Annotated in this window: 6 protein-coding genes; 4 read left to right on the top strand and 2 right to left on the bottom strand. The window is 63.6% G+C overall.

Features of this window, described 5'->3' with window-relative positions; genetic code table 11:
* Window positions 1-330: 330 nt before the first annotated feature.
* Window positions 331-900 (bottom strand): hypothetical protein, encoded by a 570-nt coding sequence (locus MPC4_RS14805; protein WP_174513190.1) that lies wholly within the window; start codon window positions 898-900, stop codon window positions 331-333.
* 122 nt (window positions 901-1,022) lie between these two features.
* The gene (locus tag MPC4_RS14800) at window positions 1,023-2,096 is read right to left on the bottom strand and encodes a hypothetical protein (RefSeq protein ID WP_174513189.1); all 1,074 of its coding nucleotides are present in this window, start codon (window positions 2,094-2,096) and stop codon (window positions 1,023-1,025) included.
* 907 nt (window positions 2,097-3,003) lie between these two features.
* Between MPC4_RS14800 and MPC4_RS14795 the strand changes: the two genes are divergently transcribed.
* From MPC4_RS14795 to MPC4_RS14780, 4 genes are all read left to right on the top strand, one after another.
* Window positions 3,004-14,268 carry a hypothetical protein gene (locus tag MPC4_RS14795; RefSeq protein WP_174513188.1) on the top strand — a complete coding sequence of 3,755 codons (11,265 nt, stop codon included), beginning with the start codon at window positions 3,004-3,006 and terminating at the stop codon, window positions 14,266-14,268.
* A gap of 35 nt (window positions 14,269-14,303) precedes the next feature.
* Window positions 14,304-21,701, top strand: coding sequence for a hypothetical protein (locus MPC4_RS14790; protein ID WP_174513187.1), 7,398 nt, complete (start codon window positions 14,304-14,306; stop codon window positions 21,699-21,701).
* 38 nt (window positions 21,702-21,739) lie between these two features.
* Window positions 21,740-22,213: a hypothetical protein gene (locus tag MPC4_RS14785; protein WP_174513186.1), complete on the top strand. Its 474-nt coding sequence runs from the start codon at window positions 21,740-21,742 to the stop codon at window positions 22,211-22,213.
* Between the two features lie 154 nt (window positions 22,214-22,367).
* A complete protein-coding gene (locus MPC4_RS14780; RefSeq protein ID WP_210253664.1) occupies window positions 22,368-22,679 on the top strand; it encodes a hypothetical protein in 312 nt (103 codons plus the stop codon).
* Window positions 22,680-23,604 lie beyond the last annotated feature (925 nt).

The following is a 23,604-nucleotide window of genomic DNA, read 5'->3' as shown; positions in this document are numbered from 1 at the left end:
GGAGCAAGATTTTTCTCGCTCGGCAACACCCGGCCGGCTCGAGGCCGAAAAATGCTGGCGAGACGAGCACGAGCAGGCGGCGACCGCTTCTCATGGCCCAGTTTGTCAACGAACGGCTTCAGCCAATCCGTCAGCGCCACAGTCCAGTCGAACCTCGCCCGCTGCTTCACGAGCGCAAAGCCCGGGATCAAACACCTAGACAATACGTCAATCCGCCAATGCAGCGCTAAGGGCCCGAGCAGCTTAGTCACAACGGACGCTCCGGCCTCGATAAGCGCAGTTAGGGCGCCGATATTCGTACTCGGGAGGCCATACGCCATCAACGCCTCATTACCCCTTGGGGGGCGTCTCTTCCTTTACCGCAGCCTTGGCGACTAGATAGGTCGAATTGGTCGCAACAAGGAGACCAACAAACGTTCCGCTGACATCCGGCATTGCCGGCAGAAGGGATGAGCCTCGCGGAAACGCGTCGAAAACGTCAAACGGGGAAATGTCTCCGGCGTAGGCCACCAGCAACTGCACGTAGCTGACTACAAGGCCCGCTGTCATGACGACTTGTTGAAACCGCGTAACGTCAATGCGGTCCTGATTTGCCGCCTCTTCGCCAAAAAACAGATCGGCAAGAGAGGCGTCTTTGATTGTGGACTTGACATCCAGGCCAGCGGTCGCTCCGCTCCACATCTGTTTGAAAGACTCAACGAAGCCGCTGCCCTCGGCCTTCGGCGGGTTGCCCTCATATTTCCGTCGCAATAAAAAGATAGACAGGAAGGGCGTCGTTGCGGCGATCCCCATGGCGGCCACCAGATAACCATTTATGGCGGGCCATACTATAAAACCGGTTTCGCCGCCTTCATTGCCGATGGTGTGCGTCGAGCTCGCAGCCTGCACGGCGCGCAGCATGCCGGCGTCGGCGCCGCCGTTGAATGCAGCGATCGCAAGATATCCTGAAAAGATGATAAAAAACCAGGTGAATGCCTGCCACACGCTCAACGACACGCGGTTCTGTCGGTTGAGAAGGATACCTATACGGTCCCGACGGAACCATAACCTAACGCGCCGGCAAGAGCTACCAGCGCGACCATCATGACGAGCATCGGCGCCGCAAAGCTGATCGTTGGGGACGGAAGGTCGCCGCGCATGGCGACGAGCTCGAGATACTGGCGGCTTACAATGTTCTCATGATTATCGCGCGCGAGTTGAAGGGCTCGCCGCCATGCTTGCACGCAGAAGCGCTCGTCCGCGACGCCGCCATCCGACCAGCGCGCTGCGCGGCGCGCCGCCGCTGCGGCCCTCGCCTCGTCGACATTGGCCGCAGGTTGCGGCGCCTGCCGTGCGGCGGCGAGCGAGGCGAGCAGGTCCGGGCAATTCGCCACAGGCGTCGCCGCGGCCGCGCCCGGCCTCGCGGCGCAAAGAATCGAATCATTGCCGTCGCCCTTGCAGGGACTGGCCTCCATTTGGGCCCGGAGCGCTTGGTTCTCTCCCGTCTTGACGCCATTCAGAATATCGACCGCGTCGCCGACAACGCCGCCGACCGACATGATCGCGGCGGCGCACAGAATAAAGATCGCGGCGGTGCCATAGCCCACCACCCTCGCGATCCATTGCCGCCAAGTTTTGCGTGACCGACGTAATCCCGTACGGGTAAGCGAGGAAACAAACGCCGTTTCCCCCTCCGGCGCAGGGATGGCGCTTCCGTAGAGACCATATTGTCGCGTCGCGACGCCGTTGCGATCGACATAGCGGCCAAGGAGCTGCGTCTTGGCCTCCGCAAGCCACGACGGAGCCTGCTCTCCCTGCGTCGACTTCGGCGAATCGCCAACCAGTTCCCAGAGCGCCGCGCGCGCCGGTAAGGGCTGGCCATGAAATTCGCTCGTGCCTGAGGCTTCTATGTGTTGCGTCATGGCTTCGGCTAATCGAAACTCCTCCTTGTCGCTAAGAGAGGGGAGGCGGGCGCAACGAAATCCGGCGCCGTCGGCGGCCCGCGCGAGCGCCGCTACGGCGACCTGAAGCAGTTCCATCTCGGCGTCCGAGCCCGTCGCTGGTTTTAGCTTCCTCGTCTCGTACCAGACGATCTCGTCTAATGATTGAGCGTCCATTGCGTCTCTCCAAGGCGCAGTAAGTGCTTACCGAAGGATTGCTTCTTGAGTCGAGGGCGGCGGAGCGGGAGGAGCCAGAGATCCACGGCGTTCGACGGCTTTGCTCAAAGCGTCTACGTCCGGATAAAATCGTTTCGCAAACAGCCAAAACAGATCCGGCGTAGAATGGCTGCATGCTTCAAGCTTGCGAAGCCGGTAACCAACATCGCGCCTCGCGTCGTCGAGAACAATCTGTCGGTCTTGCCGAAGCCTATTGATATCTGACAGATGTGAGAAAAATCTATCGAAACAGAACCGGTAGACGAGCACCTTTGGGTTTGACAGGCTGCCGCAATCAATGATCGATCGCTTCGTCTCGAATAGAAGCCGCGGCTCATGTTCCATGAGTTTGGAGGATGGAGCGTAACGGAGATCCGGGCATTTCTCAAACAGGGGTGGACGCCGGGCTGGCGCCAACATGGGGCCGACGCCATAATCGAGCGCGCGGCAGGCGAACGCGATCTCCTCACTGTTGTCAAACTCAGCGATGAGGCTCGCCGCAAGAACGCGCGCTTTCCAAACCTGCGCATGCCTGTATTGCAGATAGACATAGCAGATAGACATAAAGGACGCTTACACCCGAAGGTGTGGCGACCTTTGGAACGTCATCAAACAATGTGGGGTTGCCCATTGAGTAGGCGCCTTTCCCTCCTTGCGAACCGCTATTGACAACCGCTCTGCTCAGGCGTCCAATTCGTGAAAGGTCAGCTAACGGCGGTTGAGTTTGATCGCGCCCGTCCGCAAATTATCGCATTACTTTTGACGTTGATTTTTTAAATGAAAAGACCGGGGAAAGCAATTACTCGCAGATCGAAATAGTCGGAAAAGATAAAATATCTGCCGCCTCTGAATGCTGAGAGGTGAGAAGATGGGCGCGCGCGTCGCGCGGTCGCCTGCTTTCTTTGAGCATGGATCATATTCGCTGCAGGTGGGGCTCGGAGCGATGGTCGATGTTGTTTTATGCTCTACGGGCAATGGCGGTCTTTTGACCGTCGGAGCTGAAGTCGGTGCACTCTCGGATGGCGACTATCCGATTAAGGGCTTGAAGATTTCTGTTGCGGGCGTTGTGGTTTCGGCGAGCTTCGATGTCGAGGCGAGCAAGATCAGTATTCCTGAAATTCTTCTGAAGGGCCCGCAAGGCGGATCGTTCCAACTGAAAACTACGGAGGACATTGCGACGGACGTCTCGGGCGACGCCGTCCGCGCGGCGCGCAGCAGAATCCGGAAGGCGCTTACGCAGCCGCTCAAGGCGAAGGGCTCGTTCTTTGGCGCTGACAAATTCTTCAATAACTCCATCGAAATAACGATCCGCCTCGACCCCGCCGCGATACTTCAGGAGTCGGCCTCGGCGCTGTGGGTCATGAGAGTGGAGGCGACAGCCGCCGTCAAATGGACGGTCCGGCTCGGCGATGACGGCGCCCAGCCGACCCTTGACGCGAATGCGCAGGCGCGGTTCAGCGCCGAAATCGGGCAAACGGGCCCCTTCCTCTCCTTTCTCCTCGCGCGAGCGGACCAGTTGGCGTTCGCCCTGCGGCTGCCGGCCGTTCCGTTTCCTACACTGTCGCTCGCCGGTCTCGCCTTCGATCTTGCCGAGCCCCCGGCCCTTGCCGATCTCGGCCTGCCGAACCTCACCATGGCCTGGACGACGGCGCCGAAGCTCACCCTCTCGATTACAAATGGAGATCTTGCGTTTCGTAGCGATCCGGCAGGCGCCGGCACGATAAAAGTCGGCGGCCAAGCCATCGCAGATATGACCGACCTCACGATCGCCGGCAACCAGAACGGCGTCGCGCTATCGGGTCGTTTGACGTCGAAGAATGCGTCGTTGTCGATAGATGAGGTGATCGACGCGCCCGACATCATGCCGTTCCGGATCGAACTGAAGGATGTAACGGCGACGCCGTCTCTCACGGTCAATAATGGCACCGTGAGCGTCGTGACGACGTTCGACGCCAAACGCATCGAGATAAGAGCGAAGTCCGATCCGTCCATGGTGTTGGCGTTCCGCGCCAAAGCGATAATCACAGCAGCGACGGGCGGCCCAAACGCGCAAATTAACGAACTCGCGCTGATCGAGCCTACGCCTGTCGAACTCGTTCGCGCGACAAACGCCGCCGCCGGGCGCTTCATCCGGCTCCTTGGCGCCTTGCCGACGGCCGCCAGCGGCGGGGTCGCCCCGCTGCTGCTCCAGCGGCTGTCGGCGATGACGGCGGCGGCGCTCGACTGGATCGCCGGTCATGCCTCGGGGGCGGCGAAGGAATTGGCCGGCGTCGCCGAAAGCGCGGCGCTGGCGCTGGGGCGCATTCTGGACTTCATCGGGTCGGCGCCGGCTGCGTCGCTGCCCCATGTTGTCGTCGAGGCGCGTCTCGACCCGCGTGACTACCACATCCGCCAGCTGATCGTCACGCCGCTGTTCGCGGAGCCTCCGACGACGCTGCAGACGATGAGCGCGGCAGGATTTGACATCGCCGCGCCGCTGTCGCTCCAGCCCTGTCTGATGATCGATTTTGGGCCGCCCGTCTGGTTCGGTCTCGTCGTCAAATCGGCGGCGGCGGACGAGATAAAGATTTCGACTGATCTATGGCTTGCTCCCGACGCCAGCCCAGCGCAGCCGCTCAGCGACCTAAGCGAGAATGGAGGAAGGCCGTCCGATCGCCTGATAGCGATCAAAGCGAAGAAGGGGTCGAACAAGGACATCGCCCTCGTCGCTATCCGCAACGGCGCCCTCGCCGCCTTTCAGAGCCTGCCGACGGCTGCCGCGGCGCCCGCGACGTTTCAGCTCGGCGGAACTCAGGTCACGCTTGCGCCGCTGACAGAAAACGCGGACTTCGGGAGGCTCACATTCGGCGCCGGCGCAGACATTGCTATCGACATCGATGCTTCACAGGCCGCCGGCCGCATCCTGCCGATGTTTCGCAAACTCCCGAGCGCGGAGTCGCTGGAGCAAAAAGTCAAGGTAACGGGCTTCGACCACTCGAGCATAGACGATGATTGTCTGGTGGTTTCGGTCATGGTCGAGATCGCCCTGGGCGATTTCACAACCGACACTGCTTTTGATCTCAAAATAGACCTCGCCACCCTAAACATGTCGATCGCCTCCGGCAAGACGATCAAGGTGAAGAGCAAGAACGCGGACCCGCTTCCGAAAAAAAAGATCGCCGACCTCGATCTTCAGATCAGCCGCAAGCCCGGCCAAGCGGCCGGACCCTACGGACTCTTCGAGATTTCCTTCGCGAATGATGATTTCACGCTGAGCAAAAGCGGTGAAGCGATCTTCGAGATCGCCTATGGCGGAGTCGCCGGCGAGGGCGGGGGCGTCAAATTCGACATCGCGAATTTCGCGGTCGGCCGCGGCGGCCTCGATCTCGAAGCGCGGGTTCTGCCGGAGCCGGTCATGCTCGCCGGCGTGATGACGCCGTTCAGATTCACTGAAGGCGACATCACGATCAGCAAGGGGCGTTTCACCGGCGGAACCCTGAAAGGCTCGGGCCCGTTGCCGCCCGATCTCATCGGAGAGGCGAACGCGGAAGTATCTCTCAGCTTCGCAACGAGGGGCGCCGGCTCGTCGCCGAAACTCTATCTGCAGAGCTCGACGGGCTCTATTCAGGGCTCTAAGGGCAAGCCGCTCATTTCGGAGGGCACCCGTTTCCATTTCGAGCTTCTGACGGCCGACCTCAAGTTTCTTGAGCAAGACGGCGGCTATCATTTTTATTTTGAGCTTACCGGCTCGGCTGCGTTTCGTCCGCGCGCCGGCGAGTTCAGCTCGGGCCTGCTCAAAAATTTGAGCGCCATCGAAATCAAATTCGAAAAGGCGCCATTGACCAAAGACCCGGCCGTCCTGCTCAATCGCCTTGAATTTCTCGTCAAGCTCGACCCGCCCGAGCAAACGCGCTGCTTCGATATTTTCGATTTCGAATTGCGCGGCATAGGCTTTCATCCCGCGGCGCCCGTGTTCGAGGGCGCGCCGCCGGCGATGATGCTTGCGGGACAGGTGAAATTCGGGCTTGGCGACGTCGTCAGCCCGCGTTTCGATTTTCACAAGATGTGGATCGCCGTTCCGGATGCGAAGCATCCGCAGCCGCGCGTCAGATTTGACGGGCTGACGCTTGGTCTCAAGGTGGGCTCCACCGTCGACATCGAAGGCACGGCGATGGCGGTCGACGACGAGATGCCGTCGCTATGGAAGCCGGGCGTCGTGCCGTCGAACGTCAGCGCCAAGGGCTTTCTCGCGGCCGGCCGGCTGACGATGAAGGGATTTGCCCCGCTCTCGGCGGCGATGGGCTTTCTGGAAATGCGCCGGACGCTGCCCGACGGATCACGCTCCGCGCCGCGCGACGCCTTCTTCCTTTATGGCGACAAGGGCGATCTTTCCGAACCCATTCCGACGCCGATCGGCGATATTTATCTGCGCAGGGCGGGCTTCGGCTTTGGCTACCGCTACACGCTGGCCGGCATCGCCGCTGCCGAGACGGCTGATACGCCGCAAAAGCTGGTGCAGGTGCTTGATGACATCTCAAAATATCAAGGAAGCCTCAGCAAGCTTGAGGCATGGACGCCGACCTTCGACAATGCGGGATTGACGCTGGCGCTAAGCGGACTTTTCACCCTGACCTCGGCGTCAAAATCCGACGCCTACAACGCCGAAAAAGAAAGAGATCTTGCCAATCCGCTCCTGTTCGACATCGTCGCGGCGTTAAGAACCGACCTCACCTTCCTCATGAATGTGCGCTGCTGGCTCTGCTACAATTACGCCGACTGGCGGGAGGATCCCCAGACGGCCTCGTGGAAAGATGCGCCTACCGCGCGCGGCTATCTCTACCTCTCGGTTCCGCGCCGGGAATTCCTCGGACGGTTCATCTCTGACAGCAAGGGCGCGGTCGGCGAACATCCGCCGCTCTCCGCGCCGCTCAAGACGGCGATCGCAAGCTCCTATTTCGCGGCGACGCTCTATATCCGGCCCGGCCTGTTCCATTTTGAGCTCGGCTGGCCCTATGAGCTGCAAACCCACTTCGGCGATCCGAATGGCGATCTTTATATCGAAGGCCGCGCCGGGCTGATCTTCCGGGTCGAAGATTCATCCTTCGTCTATGGCGTGGCGTTGAAGCTGACAGGCTTCGCAAAATTCGAGGGCGGCGGCGGCGGAGGCAGTTTCGGCGCAATCGCCTCGGCGCGCGCCGATTTCGCGGTGGAAGCGAAGCTGATCGCCTATGTATCGCTCGGCTCGCCGGGCGATACGATGTTTTACGGGGCCATCCAGCTCGACGTCTGCGTCTCGGTGTCGGTGCGCGTCTGGCTGGAGATCTCGCTGCCGTTCGGCCATCACATCCATCTCGAATTCGGATTCTCTCTCGGCCTCAGCGTCTCGGTCGCGATCGAGGCTGTCGTTTTGGTCAAGGACGGGATCGGCGGCCGGGCGGCGATCTCGGTCGGCGTGCAGGCCTTCGGCCGCACCCTCACGCTGGGCGTCAGCCTGTCGTTCAACGACGGCGCGCTGGCGACGGCGCGGGCGCGGGTGCAGCGTTTCCTCACGATGGGGCTCGGCGCCGAAACTCCGAGCATTGACGGCTACGCCAAGCCGCCGTTGCCCGAGCCTTCCCGGGAACTGCGCGCGAAGAACGCCGCTGAGGCGATCAACACGGAAGCGGCGCGGGCGCAGACGGAAATCAACGCGCAGGCAAACCGCGACAAATCCTACAAGGATGCGACAGATCAGAACACAGGGACGATCCCTCGGCAGGGCGTCGCCTATCACCGCCCGAAGGGCGAGCCGATCGGGCCAACGGCGTTCACGGCGCTGCTGTTTCCAACCATGGTTGGCGAAAAGGACGACTGGTATGTGATGCAGCTCCTCCCGAGGGAGGATGAGCCCGCAGTCGAACTCGGGCCGGCCGCAGCCGACCGCGCGAGCTTTTTCTGCTCGCCGCCGGCGCCGGCGCCAAACGGCGATCGGGAGCCGCGCCCGAAGTATCACACGGTCAGCTTCGACGCCGCGCCGTCAGCGGGCCTCCTCTGGTGTCCCGCCCCCGATCCCCCCACCGCCTGCACGCAGGCGACGCAAACGCTCAACACAGACATCATCGTCGCGAAACAGGTCGCCGATCAAAAAGACTCTGCGGCGCTCAAGAATCCGATCACTCTCGAGCATTTCCTCTGGGACTGTTTTATGGGGGTGGACGCCGCGGCAGGAGCAAACGGCGCCTTCACCGAGCCCGTGATCAAATCCTATGCCCCATCGCAGCGATTGCCCGACGATGAGAGAGTCTCCGCAAACACGCTTGCCGACGCCGGCCGCGCGCGCGCGACCGCGACATTCGACATTCAGGTTGCGGCCGAGGTCGGCGAGCGCCGCAGCGCCCTTCTCGCCTCGATCGTCGATTCGGCGAGCGCGATCGCCGCAGCGGGTTTCGACGCTGGCAAAGTCAGCGGGCATGGCCTCGACAGGCTGGACGCCCGTCTGTTCGGCCTGACCTTTCTGGTGTCGCAGGAGGCCCTGCTTCAGCTCTTTCCCGACGCGGACAAGGCTGGCGCGGCGGGGCCGCAAGCCGGACGCTTCTCGGTCGAGAAAAATGATTGTCAAGGCAAAAGCTACAAGGTCGAGCTGTTCAATCCGCCGCCCAAAATGTTCAGGGCGGCCTCGCCCATCCTCTCGGCGCAGCGCATCGAGATCTCGGATAATGCGGTGAGGCTCGACTGGGATCTCGAACCCGCCTGGAGCCGCTCGACATCGCTCTTCCACGATCCCGAGCATCATCTGAAACACTACCGCGTCCGGCGTGTCGTCACAGGCTTCCACGACAATTATGAGGCGGAGTTTCTGGTCAAGCCGGCGGCGTCGATCGGGCCGAAGAACGGCGCGGGCCACCACGAGCTCTTTCGCCCGGCATGGCAGTTCGTCGATGATCTGACGCAGCCGCTGGGCATGCCCGCGGCGTTGCGCGAAGCGCTGCTCGGGCGACTTCCGTTCAATGATTGGACGGCGGCCGTAAATGACGCCGGGAAGGTGGGCGACATTCGTCTCGACTACACGGTGGTCCCTGTCGATTTCGCGGGGACCTCCGATCTTGGCTGGCCGATCGGCGTTGACGTCGCCACTCCGGCACAACATGCTCCAGCTCCGGCGCGAGCGCGTCTGACCGCGTTGTTCGACAGGATGGCGCGTCTGCCGTCGGCGGCCGCGCCGCAACCCGAACTCGCGTTGGAGCTCGACCTCCCGCGCGAAATGATCGTTGATGCGGGCTCCCGTGCGACCCACGCAGCAAAGCTCGCCGATCTCATCAAGGCGGCCGAGCGGCTGATCCTCAAATGGCGGCCCGAACGGGTTGTCGCCGGCGGACTCTACGGCTCTGACGCCGTGGGCGAGACCAACCGGCGGCCGGACCAGCAAGCGATGGAGGCCGTCAAGCCCGGCGACGAAATCTTCGAACTGAGGATCGCCGGCTCCGACGACGGTGCCAAAGGATCGTTGCCGGGGACCCTCACATTTCTCGGCGGCGGCGGCGGCGCGGCGGAGCGGACCAGCGAAGACGCTCGACTTGTCTTCGAAACGAAGTCGAGGGGCGAGCTCGAAAAGCTCATGACCTCGACCGATGGCGAACTGAAGGCGCGGCGCCTGTTCCTCAAGCGCGTTCGCGGCAAAAATGGCGAAAACGGCGCCTCGCCCTGGATCGGCTGCGAACTCGAGATCGCCTATAAAAGCTGGAAACCGGACGGCGTCAACGACGCCAAGATGCTCAAAAACGCGCGATGCGTCGAGGCGGTCGTCGAAACCTACGAATATCCAGCTCATTACGATTTCGACGCGCTCGACTTTGCCGATCTGCACGCCGAATGCGGCCGCGTCTACCATTTTACGCCGAAGTCAGACGCGCGGCTGGCCACGCCAGACGCCGAACTGTTGTCAGACCCGCTGCGGCGCTGCGCCGTGCGCCTGCAGATCAACGCGGCGCCGACGAAAATCGAGCCCCCAGAGGGGATCACGCCGGCGCGGCTGAAGGCGATGGTCGCCGGTTTCGATCTGTTTTCACTCGATGTCGAGGCGTTGCCGCGCGACGTCCAGGCGGCGGATTATCCGCGATACGCGGCCCCGCTCGGACGCCTTACGCTGCTTGCGCCGCATTTGCGCGGCTCCGAACCGTCCGAATTCGGCGATTTCGCCAAAATCGAAGCCCGTTACCCAAGCGATTGGGCGCGTTTCGACGGCGCGGCGCCGAATGGCCCGAACCTCTGGTTCTCCGCCGCGGAAAGCTTCCTTCTCGTTCCGCCGCTCGTCTTGCGCCGGACCCTCATTCCCTTGCCTGACGATAGCGCAATCGCGGAGCTTCTCCTGAAAGGTCAGCCAACGGAGATCCATGTCGAGGTCGTCGGCATGCCGGCAAATCTTCAGTGGTCCCTTGGCCTCGCGCAACAGGACGATAATAAGTTCACACAGGCGGACGGCGGGACTGGCAAGCCGCCCATCTTCCGCAAGACGCACGCCGGCCCGCTGACCACGGAAGATTTGCGTCAGCTGCTCCCGCTCATCGTGCTCGACGATGCAGGCGACCTCGACCAGACATTCGCCAAAAGTCCCCACGACGTCGGCGCCGTCTCGATCAAAATCGACGTCTCCGTTCCGATCGACAACGCGACGCTGCGGCTCGACGTGCCGGTCAGCTTCGCCTTCGATCCGGCGATTCGACTGCATCCCGTGCTCGCCGATACAATCGATTTCCTGCGCTGCGAGCAGGATACGACCATCCGGCGCTATGAGCCGGTCGCCGATCCAGACCCGCCTGCGGACGCCGTCGGGCTTGCCGCATGGATCGACGCGACGCCGCCCGAACGCGATCCGCTCGGCTGGGGCGCCCTCAGAACTCTGGGGCTTGCCGCGGGTTTGCGCCTGTTTGACACGGAATTGGGAGCCTTTGTTCAGGGCGGGGACTTTGCGTTGCTCGTCCGACAAGCGTTCGACAAGGCGCTCAAGCGCTATAAAGGCCTGTTTTGTGGCGCGCCTTTCGTCGATTTCATCTTCGATCCCGAAAACGCCGTCAGCATCGAATCCTTCGACGGCCTCGCCAAAGAGCGCCCGTTTGACCAAAACAACGCCGTCGCGCTGGTGCAGATCGCTCTGCGGCCCTTGTCGGACCATGTCGGCAAGGAGTTCAATTCGCACGTCGACCCAACGACGAAATATTATAGCCTGGAGATCGGCGCGCCGACTGAGCTGACGGCCTCTGCCGGCTTCATCGTCGATGTGATCGAACAGCCGAGCGGGTTTGTCGCCCCGATCCGTCGTCGCCTCAGCGCCGCTGCGGGCAGTACGGACGCCGAAAAAGAAAAATGGCGCAGTCGCCTGCTCGCCGCCGATGACGCGCGGCTTGAAAAGGCGGAAATTTCGGGTCCGCAAACCCTGCTGCTTCGCGTCTTCGCCAGCCGGGATGCGGCGGGTCTGGGCTTCTCCTGCAATCCTGCCTGCGCGCCCGACGAAGTCGCCGCGCCTCCGTTGCGCGGCAATTCTTCGCAAGTCGCCGCGCGCAATCCATTCCAGCAATTCGGCGATCTGCCCGCGGCGTGGCGAGCCGATACGCTGTTCGCCGCCACGGAGGGACCGGATGACGCCGCGCAGGAGCCGCTCCTCAGCCTGCGGCGGCGCGCAGCCCTGCGGCTGCCGCAGGCGCCGACGGCGAAGCAGGCGCCCACGGAGGACGAGTTGCGAAGCGTCAGAAGCACGTTTGCCGAGCGCCTTGCGCATTGGTCGCAGCGATTCTTCGACAAGGGCGTCGGCGATTTCGACGCGCCTGCAGCGCCGCGATATTCGATCGGCGTGATCGCCCTCCCGGCAGCGGTGGCCAAGGCCGCGGACGAGGACGGGCGGCTCGGCGTGATGTTTCTGGAGAAGGACCGCTTCGGCCGGCGCCGGCGCTATGCGGCGCGGCCATTTTGCCGCTATGACGCTTTCTCGCGCTCGGTTCCGGTCAAGGCGGGCGCGGCGACGCCGCTGTTTCCGGCGAACGGGCTTGAGGGCGCGTTCGGGGATCCGAAAGACCCGCGGCGGGCGAATGAGAATTGGGCCGATGTGGTCCTTGCCCGCAGCGAGCCGGCGCCGAAGCCCGTCATTCTCGCGGCCAAACGCGTGGCCGATAAGGTAGGCCACGGCGGCTTTCTCGAAATCATCGTGGCCCGTCCGGCGGAGGACATGCTGCGCGAAGTCAATATGGTCACGGACGCCGGGATCAGCTCGCGCGGAATCAGGGTCGGCCTGCGGCGCGAATATCCCAATGAGGCATGGGCCACGGCGCGCAATGTCTCACCCGACGCCGAAGGCTTTGGCGCGAAAACGATGGTTTCGGACCCGGCCTTCCCTAGCTTGATCTCGGACGGGCTTTTCGATCTAGCCGGCGACGCGCCCGACGCCTGGCTCGGCGCGCTGGTCTATCGCTTCCGCGCGCTGCCCTATTTCTTCCGCATCAGGGCGGATGTCCATTACGCCGCCGGAGTCGTGGTGTCGGAAGCTTCGACCGCGACTTTCGAGGAAGGATTTTACGGTCTCCGCTGGCCCGAATTCAAGACGCGCAACAACGCGGCTCAGATTGCGCCAGCCGCCTATGCGGTCACAAGAGATAGTTCCGGCCAGCTAACCCTCGCCTTCTCGATTCCGCTGCCGCGCCATCTCGACTGCATGCTGCCGGAGGATCTGAAAATCTGGTTCGGCGCCGAGCGGGCGGCCGACGTCAATGTTACGAATCTTCTCGCAATTCCCGATCCCGAAGTCAGTTTCCGCATCGCAATTCAGACGGAGACGGGACAATCCCGGGTTGCCGAAGCCGAGATTTTGCTGAAAGACGTTCAATCTAGAGATCCATATGACGTTCAGCAGACCGGGCCAAGATTCGCCGCCTTCGCGTGGTCGACGCATCTCACGTCGGCCGCCGGCGATTTCAAGATCACGACGCTCACGGTTTCGGCGTCATGCTCGCCCGCGGCCCGGCCGGCGGCGACGGCGCCGAAGCCTGTCCCTGATGATCCCGACGCGCTGCTGCAAAGCCTCGCGGGGCTCGTGGTCGCGCCGGCGGCCGCCGCGGAATGGGCGCGGATCGCGCCGTCGCGAGCCGTAAAGCTCTCGATCTCGAAACCGCCGGCCGACGCCCAGGGCAATCGCAACTGGGCCGCGCTGGACGGCGAACTCGTCCAGGCGATCGCGACCTTCGCCGGCTATGGAACCCCCGCCGTCCAGGCGATCGTCGCCGCCTTGCAACAGGTCAGGACCGTCGCCACTGGCGCCAACCCTGATGCGACATGGAACGCGCAGCTTGGCGGCGACCCCTATCAGATCACAATTTCCAAAATGTCGTTCGCTTTGCCCGGGCTCGTCGCGGGCCTGACGATGATCAGCCTCGTCCCCGCCGGGCCATGGAGCTGGGACGAGACGCTCGCCGGGAATGTGGCGGACCGCAAAGCGCTGTATGAAGGCTTTGCGACCGCGGTCCACAGACCGGCGGCGGACAACTCCGCCGACCGGCTGCGCTGGGCCGAGGCGCTGCGCAACCATTATGTCGCCCGGCTGCTTCAGGAGGTCCCCGACGTCGTCGGCGGCCTCGCGCCGGCGCGGGAGCTCATTAAGGTCTCCGAGATTCAGCCATATGAGAGCGTTGGCTGGCCGGCGATGTGGTCCGGGTTCGATCTTGTCCGGACGTGGCGTTATGACCCCAAGGCTGCCGCTACGGCTGCCGATCTGTTTGCGCTGGAGACCGCGATCGAGGCCTATATTGCCGCGCAGCACAGCCATGCCGCGCCCGAAGAGAGCAGGCTGATCCTGGCCCTCGCCGGCGTCGAGGACAGCCTGCTGCGGATGGGGCCGCCGCTCGCCGGCTTCGCGCTCGATCTGACGGCGCGCGCCGCCGCCGATGCGCCAATCGACGCAGCCTTGAGCAATCTCGCCGTGAGGCGGCCGCTTGTCGCGGCGTCGGCGGTCTTGCGGCAGCCGCCGACCGACGCCGAGCTTGCGTTGCTCAAGGCCGCGGCCGCGGACGATGTGTTCAAGACTTTCAAAGGGCTTGCCGACGAGCAGCTGTTCGGGCGCCGCCGCAGTCCGGTGATCCTCGCTTTCAAGGGAACTGCGCAACCGATCAGCTGCGAACCGATCGGGCGACCTTAGCCGCGGCGCGTCAGAAAGCGGTATTGGGGTTTGACATGGCCGAACAGGGTTCTCCTTTCAGAACGATCACGATCCTTGGCCCCGGCAAAGATCCGCTTTGGCGGCTCGATCTCGCGCTCGCTTATCTTGGGCCGGATAGAGGCGCGGCGCGCAATGTCGTGACCAAGACGCCGTCGATCCGAGTTCTCCTCGAACAGACCGAGCCGCTAATCAAGGTCGCCTGCGGCAAGCCCGCGACCCTGCATGACATGCGGCCGCCGACGCTGGCGCGCGCCGCCGTCCGACCCGAAGCTGGCGGCGGTCGCCGCCGCGTCGAAATTGCGCGAAATCCGGGAACGGCGGAGCCGACGGGTGCGAAATTCGCCGATGTGGCGTTAGCGCCGATATTTGCAGCGGGCTGGCCAGCCCAGTCGGACCCCGACGGCAGCTTTCCGGCGACGCGGCTGGCGAGTGGACGCATCGCATTGCGCATCAACCCAAACCAGAACTCAGCGCTGACGAGGCTTCTCGACCTCAAGGCGAGCGGAGAAATGTTCGGCGGCCTCGCCGCGCCGCTCGACAACAACTGCCTTGAACTCGAATTTACACCCGATGGAGTCGAATTCGACGTCGCCGTTCCGGTGCCGGGCTGGGACCTGTTCGAGGACCAGAACCTTTCCGACGTGCTCTTCGTCCGCGTCAATCTCTGCCGGGAATCCGCGAACGGGTCGGCCAACTGGCGACTTCAACTGGTCGACCGCGCCGCCGATCCGCACGGCGGCGATCTCAGATTGCTCGCGGCCGGCCTGAAAAAGATGATCGAGGCTGTCAACGCGAAAAATGCGCGGTTTCATCATCCGCTGCTCCTCGACTTTGATTCAGGGCGCGTCGCGCCGCCGCTGTCCTGGCCGCTGAATTTCGACAAAGTGGGGGTGCTGACCGCGCCTTGGGTGCCGAATGCAGGCGGGGCCAGGCCGCGGTGGCTAGAATGGAAGGCCGAGCTTGGCGTAGACGCCGTTCGGGCGCGGCTCGCGACCGAGCCGCCGCCTGGCTCCAGGGAGCCCTCGCTGGCGCAGATCTTTCCCGCCGCAGCCACGCTCGCCCGAACCCCATCGGAGCTCACTCTCGGTTTGAAGACAGCGCCGGCGCCAGTCCAAGGCGCAGCGCCGACGCCTGCCCCGGGAGCGGAAGCCGCCGCCAGCTGGGCCGCGAACGCGCAGCGCGAAACCGTTATGACCCTGACGACGCTCCGGGGTTCGGCAGCTGACCACCAGCTGCCGGTCGCGATCGAGGCGCATTCCGTAGCGCGCCGACTGAAGCCCTTATACGAGGCGGCGCATGCGCTCCCGCTCGACCCGGCCGCGTCGCTGCAAGTCTTCCTTACTGTCGATCGCGGATGGCTTCAGCTCGGCGAGCCCAAGGATTCCGGCGCTGCGGCCTCGGGGTCTCCACAGCCGGCAACACCCTCTCCGGCGGCGGCCATGGCCGGCTCTATCGCGTTGGCGTTGAACGCGCCGAACGCGCCGCGTCGCGAAATCTTCTTCGAGGCGGCGGCGAGCGCTTCGGTCGAGGTCAAATGGACGAAGCCCGCCGGGAAACCATCTGAATTGAATTCAGTAAAGCTCGCCCTGACAGGCGCGGCGGGGCGGCTCTCCGGCCTTCTGTTCTTTGCCGAGACGAGCCCGACGCCGGCGGAATGTCTGCCGACGCTGAGGGCCGGCGCGGCGGCGACGCGCGACCTGCCGCTGCTGTTTGGGGCCCGCCTGCCGGACCCGGCGCTGTGCTGGAACGGAAGCCTCGCCTTCTCGCCCGACGCCGGCTCCGGGAGTTTCGGCTTCACGGTCACGCTCGATCAGGCGGCCATCGCCTGGCTCCGCCATCCGGTTTTGCCGGTCATTCCCGCGGCGGCGCTGACGCGATCGGCGCAGGCGTCGCGGGACCCGCTTCATTCGAGCGGACTGCTTCCGCGCCAGCTCAAAAAGCCATTCAAGCTCGAGCTCGCGAGCGGCGCGGCCGCGCCAGCCGTCAAGGGCGACTGGATCTGGTGCGAGGAATGGCGCCCCAAGACAGGGCGCGGCGTCCCATTGGTCATTCCAACCTTGCCGGGGATCGAGCTTGCGCCCGCCAAGCCGGATTCCGAGGAGCTGAAGGCAGTGCTGCGCTATGATCTGCCGGCGCTTGACGCCTTTTTCGCGGCGGCGCGGCTACCGCCTCCGAAAGACGCCTCATCCACCGGCGCCGGCTCTGGCGAGCCGGACCAAAAGCCCGAAGCGCCGCCGACGGCCGTCGATTTCGGGCGGCTCGCTCGCTCATGGAGGGCTGTCGCCGACGCCCTGGAGCTCGCCCGGACGCAGGCGGCCGCGGCCTTCGACCCGCGGGTCGAATTCGAAAAAGAGCTGGTCTGCTCTTTCAAGAGCTTTGTCGAGCCCTATCCATGGCACGCCAAATTCAAGGTCACCGCTACATGTGGCGCGGATTTGCTGCCGCTTGGCGGCTACAGCCTCGACGGGCGAACCTATTCCGGCGAAAGCGCGCTGATCGGCATGGCCGGCGACGGCGAGCAGTCTGTCCGTTTCAAGCTCAACCATGATTCGCTCGAAACGAACGGTCAAGGCGCAATCATAGTCGCAGGCTTCGCCGCCGCGCTTTATCAAAATCGCGATCAAAATCCCCCCGCGTCCGGCTGTCTGTTCGACAGCCGCGGCTTTGGCCTGGAGCCGAAGGCGGACACCGCGAACGCCTCGATCTTGCTGAGATCGGCGGCGCTGGTCCGCGCCGTCGGCGCAGCGCCCGACCTGTGGCTGTTCGCCACCGCGCGGCGGACCATAAGCCTTAAATCAGACCTCGACGCCTCGCTTGAATTCTCGTTCTGGTTCCGCGACCTGCCGCTCTTTGAGGAGCATGGCAAGCTTCGCTTCGATGGAGGAAAAAATCCGGCCGAATGCGGCGGCGGACCCGACGGCGCCGAGTTCGACCGCGACCGGCTGCCCTTCGGCCTGCACGAATGGCGCTTCTATAAGGAAAACGACCACACGGAAAACGACGCCGGCTTCGCCATCCGGGTCGGCCCGTTCTTCTTCTGGCCCCTGCGCCTCATCGAACTAACCGTCGACAAACAGTCCGGCAAGGTCCTATCCCTGTCCGTCCTTGGCCGCTTCTCCCTCCTCGCGGCGCCGAAAGCGACGAACTCTCCCTTCGGGCCTGACGAGCCCTATGGCGGCGGCAATCTCGTCATGCTTTCCTGCAAGGCGTCAGGGGACGCCTATGAATTTTCGTGGAAGCGTGTGGACGCGCCGGCCGGCGGCCAGCCGAAGGACTCGAATGCGCCGCTGAGCTTCCCCATAAAGGCCGTTGTCGACACAGAAGGGGCCGCCTACAAAGCGCCGCCGCAGAACGGCTCCGCAGAGACAGAGACGCTGAAGCTGGAACTGCAGGTTCTGAGCCTCAACAGTTTTCCGCCCGGCGATGGTTTCAGACTGGTCGGCTGTCTGTTCGGCAAGCGGCGAGAGCTGACGGTCAACCCAACCGGCGCCCCTTCCGGCGAATATGCGTTCTTGTATGATAATCCCGACAGCGGCGACGAGACCGGCGCAGCTTTCGTGCTGACCAGCCTTTTGCTGGCGCTCCGGCCGGAGGGCGCCTCGTGCAAGCTGAAATTCCTGTTCCGCATTCGCGCTAAGGCGACCCTGCTGATCCTGCGGTCTGAGCTTCCCGGTCCGCCCGGTACAAGCGCATGGCTCGGATTGCCGCTCAAGCCGAAGGACGGCGCGCCGTTGTTCGACGTCGCCATCGCGGACGGGCGTTTGACTGCGAGGCTCAACGGCGTAACGGTTTCCGACGACGCCGCGCCGATCGCCGGCTTTAAAACGGAGGGGGCAGGGGCATGGGAGCTCAACGGCGTCTGCGCCGCCACGGCCATCGCCGATGACGCTGGGGGCAAATGGTCCGGCGTCGCCGCTGCGGTATGTTATTTCGAGGGGCGCGCAAAGGCGGCCAGCTATCGGGTGCGCCATCTTGCGCGTTTTGTCGGGAAAGACGCAAAACGGCAGCGGCTGGAGCTCGACTGGACCTTATCGGGCGACAGCATCATTGGCTGGCCAAAAATCGACGTCTCGAAACTCAAGGAGCCGAAAGACCTCGACCCAGGAAATCTGAACGCCGTCGTGATCGACGTCGGGTCCCGCAACGACGATCTGCTTCATCATCAGGTCACGCTTCAGACGCGGGGGCTCGTGGTTCCCATCGAGCGCCTCGCCGCCGCGCAAGACGCGTCGGATTTCCGGCCGAGGCTCACGGGCGCATGGTCCTTTCTCGCCGAAGCGACCCACACCTTCGGCAATGGCGCGACGCAGCTGAAGTGGCGCTCGCTCGATCATGTCTCTCTGGCCGATCTCGGTACGGTCGCGGCCCAAAGCGACTCCGCTGTCGAGTTCACGCCCCGCTACAAGGACGGCGCCTATCGCGGCCTCCCTTCGACCCAGGGCATGCAATGGGCGGGACTTGGAACCGCCTCGGCCGCGCGATCGGGGCTCGCCGATCATTTTCTCGAACATAAAATCACGCAGTCCGAAGAATTGATCGTGTCGGGGGGCGGCGTCACCCTCATCGAGGCCGCCGATCCCGACATGAAGGGCCGGCGGCAGGGGAGGCGGATCGCCGCGCCCTGGATCCTGTCGGCGTCGGGCGCTCCCCTCAGCGAGCCGCTGGACAGCCTCAACCAATGCGCGGCTAACGACGCCCGAAGCTGGCGCATCGCCGATTATGACGCGACGCCCGGCGCCCTGACGCCGCTCGATCGGGCGCTGCCGAAGCGCCTCCCGTCCGGCCTGCGTCAGGATGACATCGCCGGCGTTCTGCGCCAGCCCGACCGAGCGTCGCAGGCGTTTGCGTCGCGACAAGCGGTCGAGCAGTGTTTTGTCGAATATTGGGAGCAAAACAAGGCGACCCCTGAAGACAAGTGGAAGATCGCGGTCGAGGAAGCCCTTCTGTTCGCCTCGTCGCTGATCGCGCTGCGGCGGCTCTGGGCGGCGGAAGTGAAAAACAACAAGACTGTCGATCTGGGCGATCGAGCAAGCGCCCTCATCCCTCTCGCCGCATCGGAGCGGGCGGCGCTTGCCGTCTGCCTGAGCGAAGCCTTGCCGGATCCGGCGGCGGACGCGTCCGCCGCGGCGTCCGGGCTCGTGGTTCTCAGCCGGGCGGAGATCGCCGGGCCGTTCAGCGACAGCTCGCTCGGCGCCGAAAGCACGTCCGACGGCAAGAATGTCGCGCGGCTGCTCGCCCATGCGGAAGCTGTCATCGACGCGCCGGAGATCCTGATCGTCGCCGCGGCCGACGCCAGCCTGCCACCGGTCGCCGACGCCTCAGGCGTCTGGCGCTTCAACGAGACCTGGCAGGTTCGCGAGGCGCCGCGAGCTTTCGGGGGCGATCCGGGCACGACGCAGCCGCTCAGAACGCTTGCCGACACATGTCATGCATCGCCGGCGCTCGGCTGGCCGTCCGGGACGCGTTGCGCAACCGCCGCCGCTCTTGCGGTCGCGATCGGCGGCGATGCCGTGGCGATCTCGAAAAAAGCTGGTCTTGCCGGCCGTTCCGCCACCTTCGCGGTCGCGGCCTGGGCGCCGTCGCTGTCGGACGCCGCCGTCGAGGCCCCCGCGCTTTATCTTTCATCGGTTTCCCGCGTCGTTTTCGATCGCCCCAAGATCGACGGAATCCATTCGCCGCCGGCGACGCATCTCTCGCTCGTCGCGCCGCGGCAACGCACGCCGGTCGAGCCGAAGGCCGCGCGACGGCCGCCCATTCTTCCTCCGCAATTCGAACGCGCCTTCATCGGCGCGCGGCCCGGCGTTTTTCATGCTTTCGGCCAGACCGTCCTGATCCCGGCGGAGCCTGTTCAAAGCGACGGCGGCGCGGCGTCCGGCGATGGCGCTGAGCGGGACAAATCGAACGCCGGCCTCGATTGCCTGGGCTCGCCAGCCGCAGTCGCGCCGCTGGCCGTCCAGCAGGCGCGAGCCCCGCGCGGAACGGCGTTGCCGGATGAAACCGACCTTGGCCCGCAACCTGAAGCGGCCCTGCGCTTGCGCCGAACCTTTGTCTCTGATGTCGATATGGAAACAGACTCAAACCGCCACCTGCGGTTCCTGGCGTTCGACGGCTATGCCGCGACCCTGCGGCCATCGACAAAAAAATTCATCGCCCGGCTGACGGTGATCGTGACCCGTTTCGATCCGGACGCCGGGAAACCGCTGTCGCTCGCGATAACCGGTGAGGCGAAAGCGCTAGCGCAGCAATCGATAGATGTTCGCGCCGCCGCCTACATGGCGCGTCTCTGGGACCGCGAGGACCTTGCGGCGACTTTATGCGTCGGCGATGCGCGTTTTCAATTCAGCGAGCAGGACTGGCGCTGGAAGAAAGGCGACAAATCCGGCGCAATTGACCTTCTGATGGCGGCCGCCGAGATGACCGGGGCGAAACTCGCTCTCGCAGCGGCGACGGCCGACACTCCGCTGCGGCTCGAATTGACGCTGCCGCCGCCGGACGATCATACCGCTCCGGACGATGACCATCGCGACGGGGTCCGCCTGACGACAGCGGCGGCTACGGATTTAAAAGACGGGCCGCCGCGCACGCTCGTCATCCCCCTGCAGATTCCGCCAGGCGACCGCCCGACGCTCGCTGTTGATGTCGGCACAATCGTTTTCGCCGACCGCTCCTATGACCAGCAGCTTGCCGGCGCCGCCAAAATGGACACCAGAATCGAACTCACAACGGCCGGCCCGCGGAAATGGCGCCTTTCAGCCGACAGGTTCAAATATGACCTCGCCTCGACGATCTACTTCGCGTTTGGCCACATTGTCGAGAGCACGGGAGAGTTCGATGCGCTGGGAGGGAAGTGGCGGCTCAACATCACCCTGTTGCGCGGCGCGGGTGAAATCCAGTTGGTGATTTCCGGCGTTAAAAACACAGGGACGGTTGATCGGCCCGAGCATGGTGTCGACGCCGGAGACGCCTACGCCATTCCCCTTGGCGCACTGCTTGTGGTCCCGGGCAATGCGCCTGCCGCCCTGCGTCCGGACGACAAGCTGCGGATTCGGGTTACGCCCGGCAATGGGTCCGGCGTTTCCCTGCCGAGCCCATGCGAGGTCACTGTTGAAATCACCGCTGAGCCCGTGATCACGCCGGCGCCTTCGGTGTTCGCCCTCATCGAGCTGCTGAACGCCGCCGCCGCTGTGCCGCTCCACGCCGTCGCGCCGACGCCGACGACGATCGAATTCCCTGATCTGCCCGGCGATCTTGCCCTCGGTTCGGTCCGGCGGAACGCGCTGTTTGAATGGAGCTGGCCACGGATCAGCGGCGGCGGGTCCAAAGTTTCGCTGCTCAAGATCGACCGCAGCGGCTTCGGGCAGATCCCTGACAAGAACGACGCGTTCAAATCATTGCAAAAGGCGCCGCTGTGAATGATCTGCGGGGTCGCATCTTGAGGTAGGAGAAAGCCATGCGATATGTCCTTGCCGCAGCGCTGATGATCGGCGCGTTGTCGCACGCCAACGCGGACTGCGCATGCGGGCCCGACTATTGTCTCGGCGATCCGCGCTTTCCGCAAAAATTGGCGGCGAAAAAGGCGAGGCTCGCCAAGGACTATCCGGCCAGACTGGTTGCTTTGCTGGATCGCGCCGGCGCCTGCGTCGCCGCAGTGGATCTGGCCCCGGACGGATTTAGCTTGATGACCGTGGCGAAGGATGGATCGAAGCTGGTCATCGCCTGGGACATAGACAGTGAGCGCATATCGCGGGCTCAGGTCGCGGACGGCCGGGCGCTCGCCTTCTACATGTTCAACGCGGCTCACAGACTCGCGTGCTGCGGAGAAACGCCTTACGACCGGCGGCCAGACTGGGATGCGAACCTCGGCGTCAACACCGACAACGCCATCGCCTGCAAGAAGGCGGGCGGCGATGTGCGCTGCCAGTAGCGTCAGCGATTGGCCGAACGCCTCGGCGCTACACTCCGCGCCGACGCCGTCGGCCAGAGAATCGGGTTTCGGGAGGCTGAGCCGGCTCGATCAACAGAAAAGCCATCGCCTGATTTTTGGCGGCGCTTGCTCAGGATGAACAAAGGGGACGACTATGGCTTATTGGACTGTCATTGGAACCGGAATCGAGGGAGATCTGACGGGAAAGATGTTCAGCGTCACGCTCGACACCGAGACCGATAAATGGATGGCTGGCGGGCCGAGCGTCGACAAGTTCTTCATTACGAAGAGCGGTGTATTCAAGTATGTGGGAATTCCGGAGAACGGAACGCAACTTGTAAAGTCAGGCCCCGTCGAGGTTGCCTTCATCACCGCTTTGAATCGGAGCTCCGCCGTTGGCCAAACAGGGCGCGGTCGGGCGTCCGAGACCGGAGCTAATTTTTCCTGGAAGCTCGATAGCAAATAACGGAAGGTTGAGCGGAGTGTCCTGATGGAGCAGAGACGCGAGACTGTGAAACGGAAAGAGAGAGACAAGGGGGCTGGACGACCAAACGGCGTTCCATAGCTCCGGCGCGCCGCGGGGTTTGGCTGGAGAGCAAGGCGACGCAGGAGGGGGTTATAAGGGGGGTGAAAGCCAAGTCCTTTGAAATAATATCAAATGATTATTTGCATATAATGGCTCACCCGACACGATTCGAACCTGTGGCCTCTACCTTCGGAGGGTAGCGCTCTATCCAGCTGAGCTACGGGTGCCTAAACGCGGAAATACTCGTCCTACCTACGCGGATCAACACTGGGGTTCTAGGCCTGTAGGTTGCAATGTGGTTGCAACGCGCCAGCCCCTACTTGATCCCGAACTTACTGCTACTCCTAAACTACTGAAAAAACGTTACAATTCGAGCCGTTCCCGGTCGTTCAGTTGCACTTTCCTCGCCTTCGGAGGGCGTGATGTCGGACGTTTCGTGCGTCCGCATTGCCACCGCCGAGCCGCCAGGATATGCATAGCTCCATGCCGTCGCCGGAGTGCCCGACTACTCAACGCCGTGATTTTTTGAGGGCGGTGCGCCATTTCGCCTGCAGCCCAGATCGCCCGTGCACTGGCCACAAACAGGACACGGCTACGACGTGGCGATCTAATACGTTGTTTTATCGGCGCTCCCTAGGGGATTTGAACCCATGTTACGCCGTCATAGGCTGACCAAAGCGTTCTCAATGCGGATTACGACAAATGCACATGACGTTTGCTTACTCAGCGTCTCCATCTGACCGTTCCTGCCGCCAATTCTCTGCTTCGCCGCCAATCAGAGTTGTAATTGCTGCGCCAACTGCGTTTGCGGCGAGTAGCGCCGGGTCGATGTCGACGTGCGCGTAGCGCTGCGTTGTTTGAGCCT

The sequence above is a fragment of the Methylocella tundrae genome (assembly GCF_901905185.1).
Lineage (GTDB): Bacteria > Pseudomonadota > Alphaproteobacteria > Rhizobiales > Beijerinckiaceae > Methylocapsa > Methylocapsa tundrae.
This window is presented reverse-complemented; position numbering and strand designations above follow the sequence as displayed.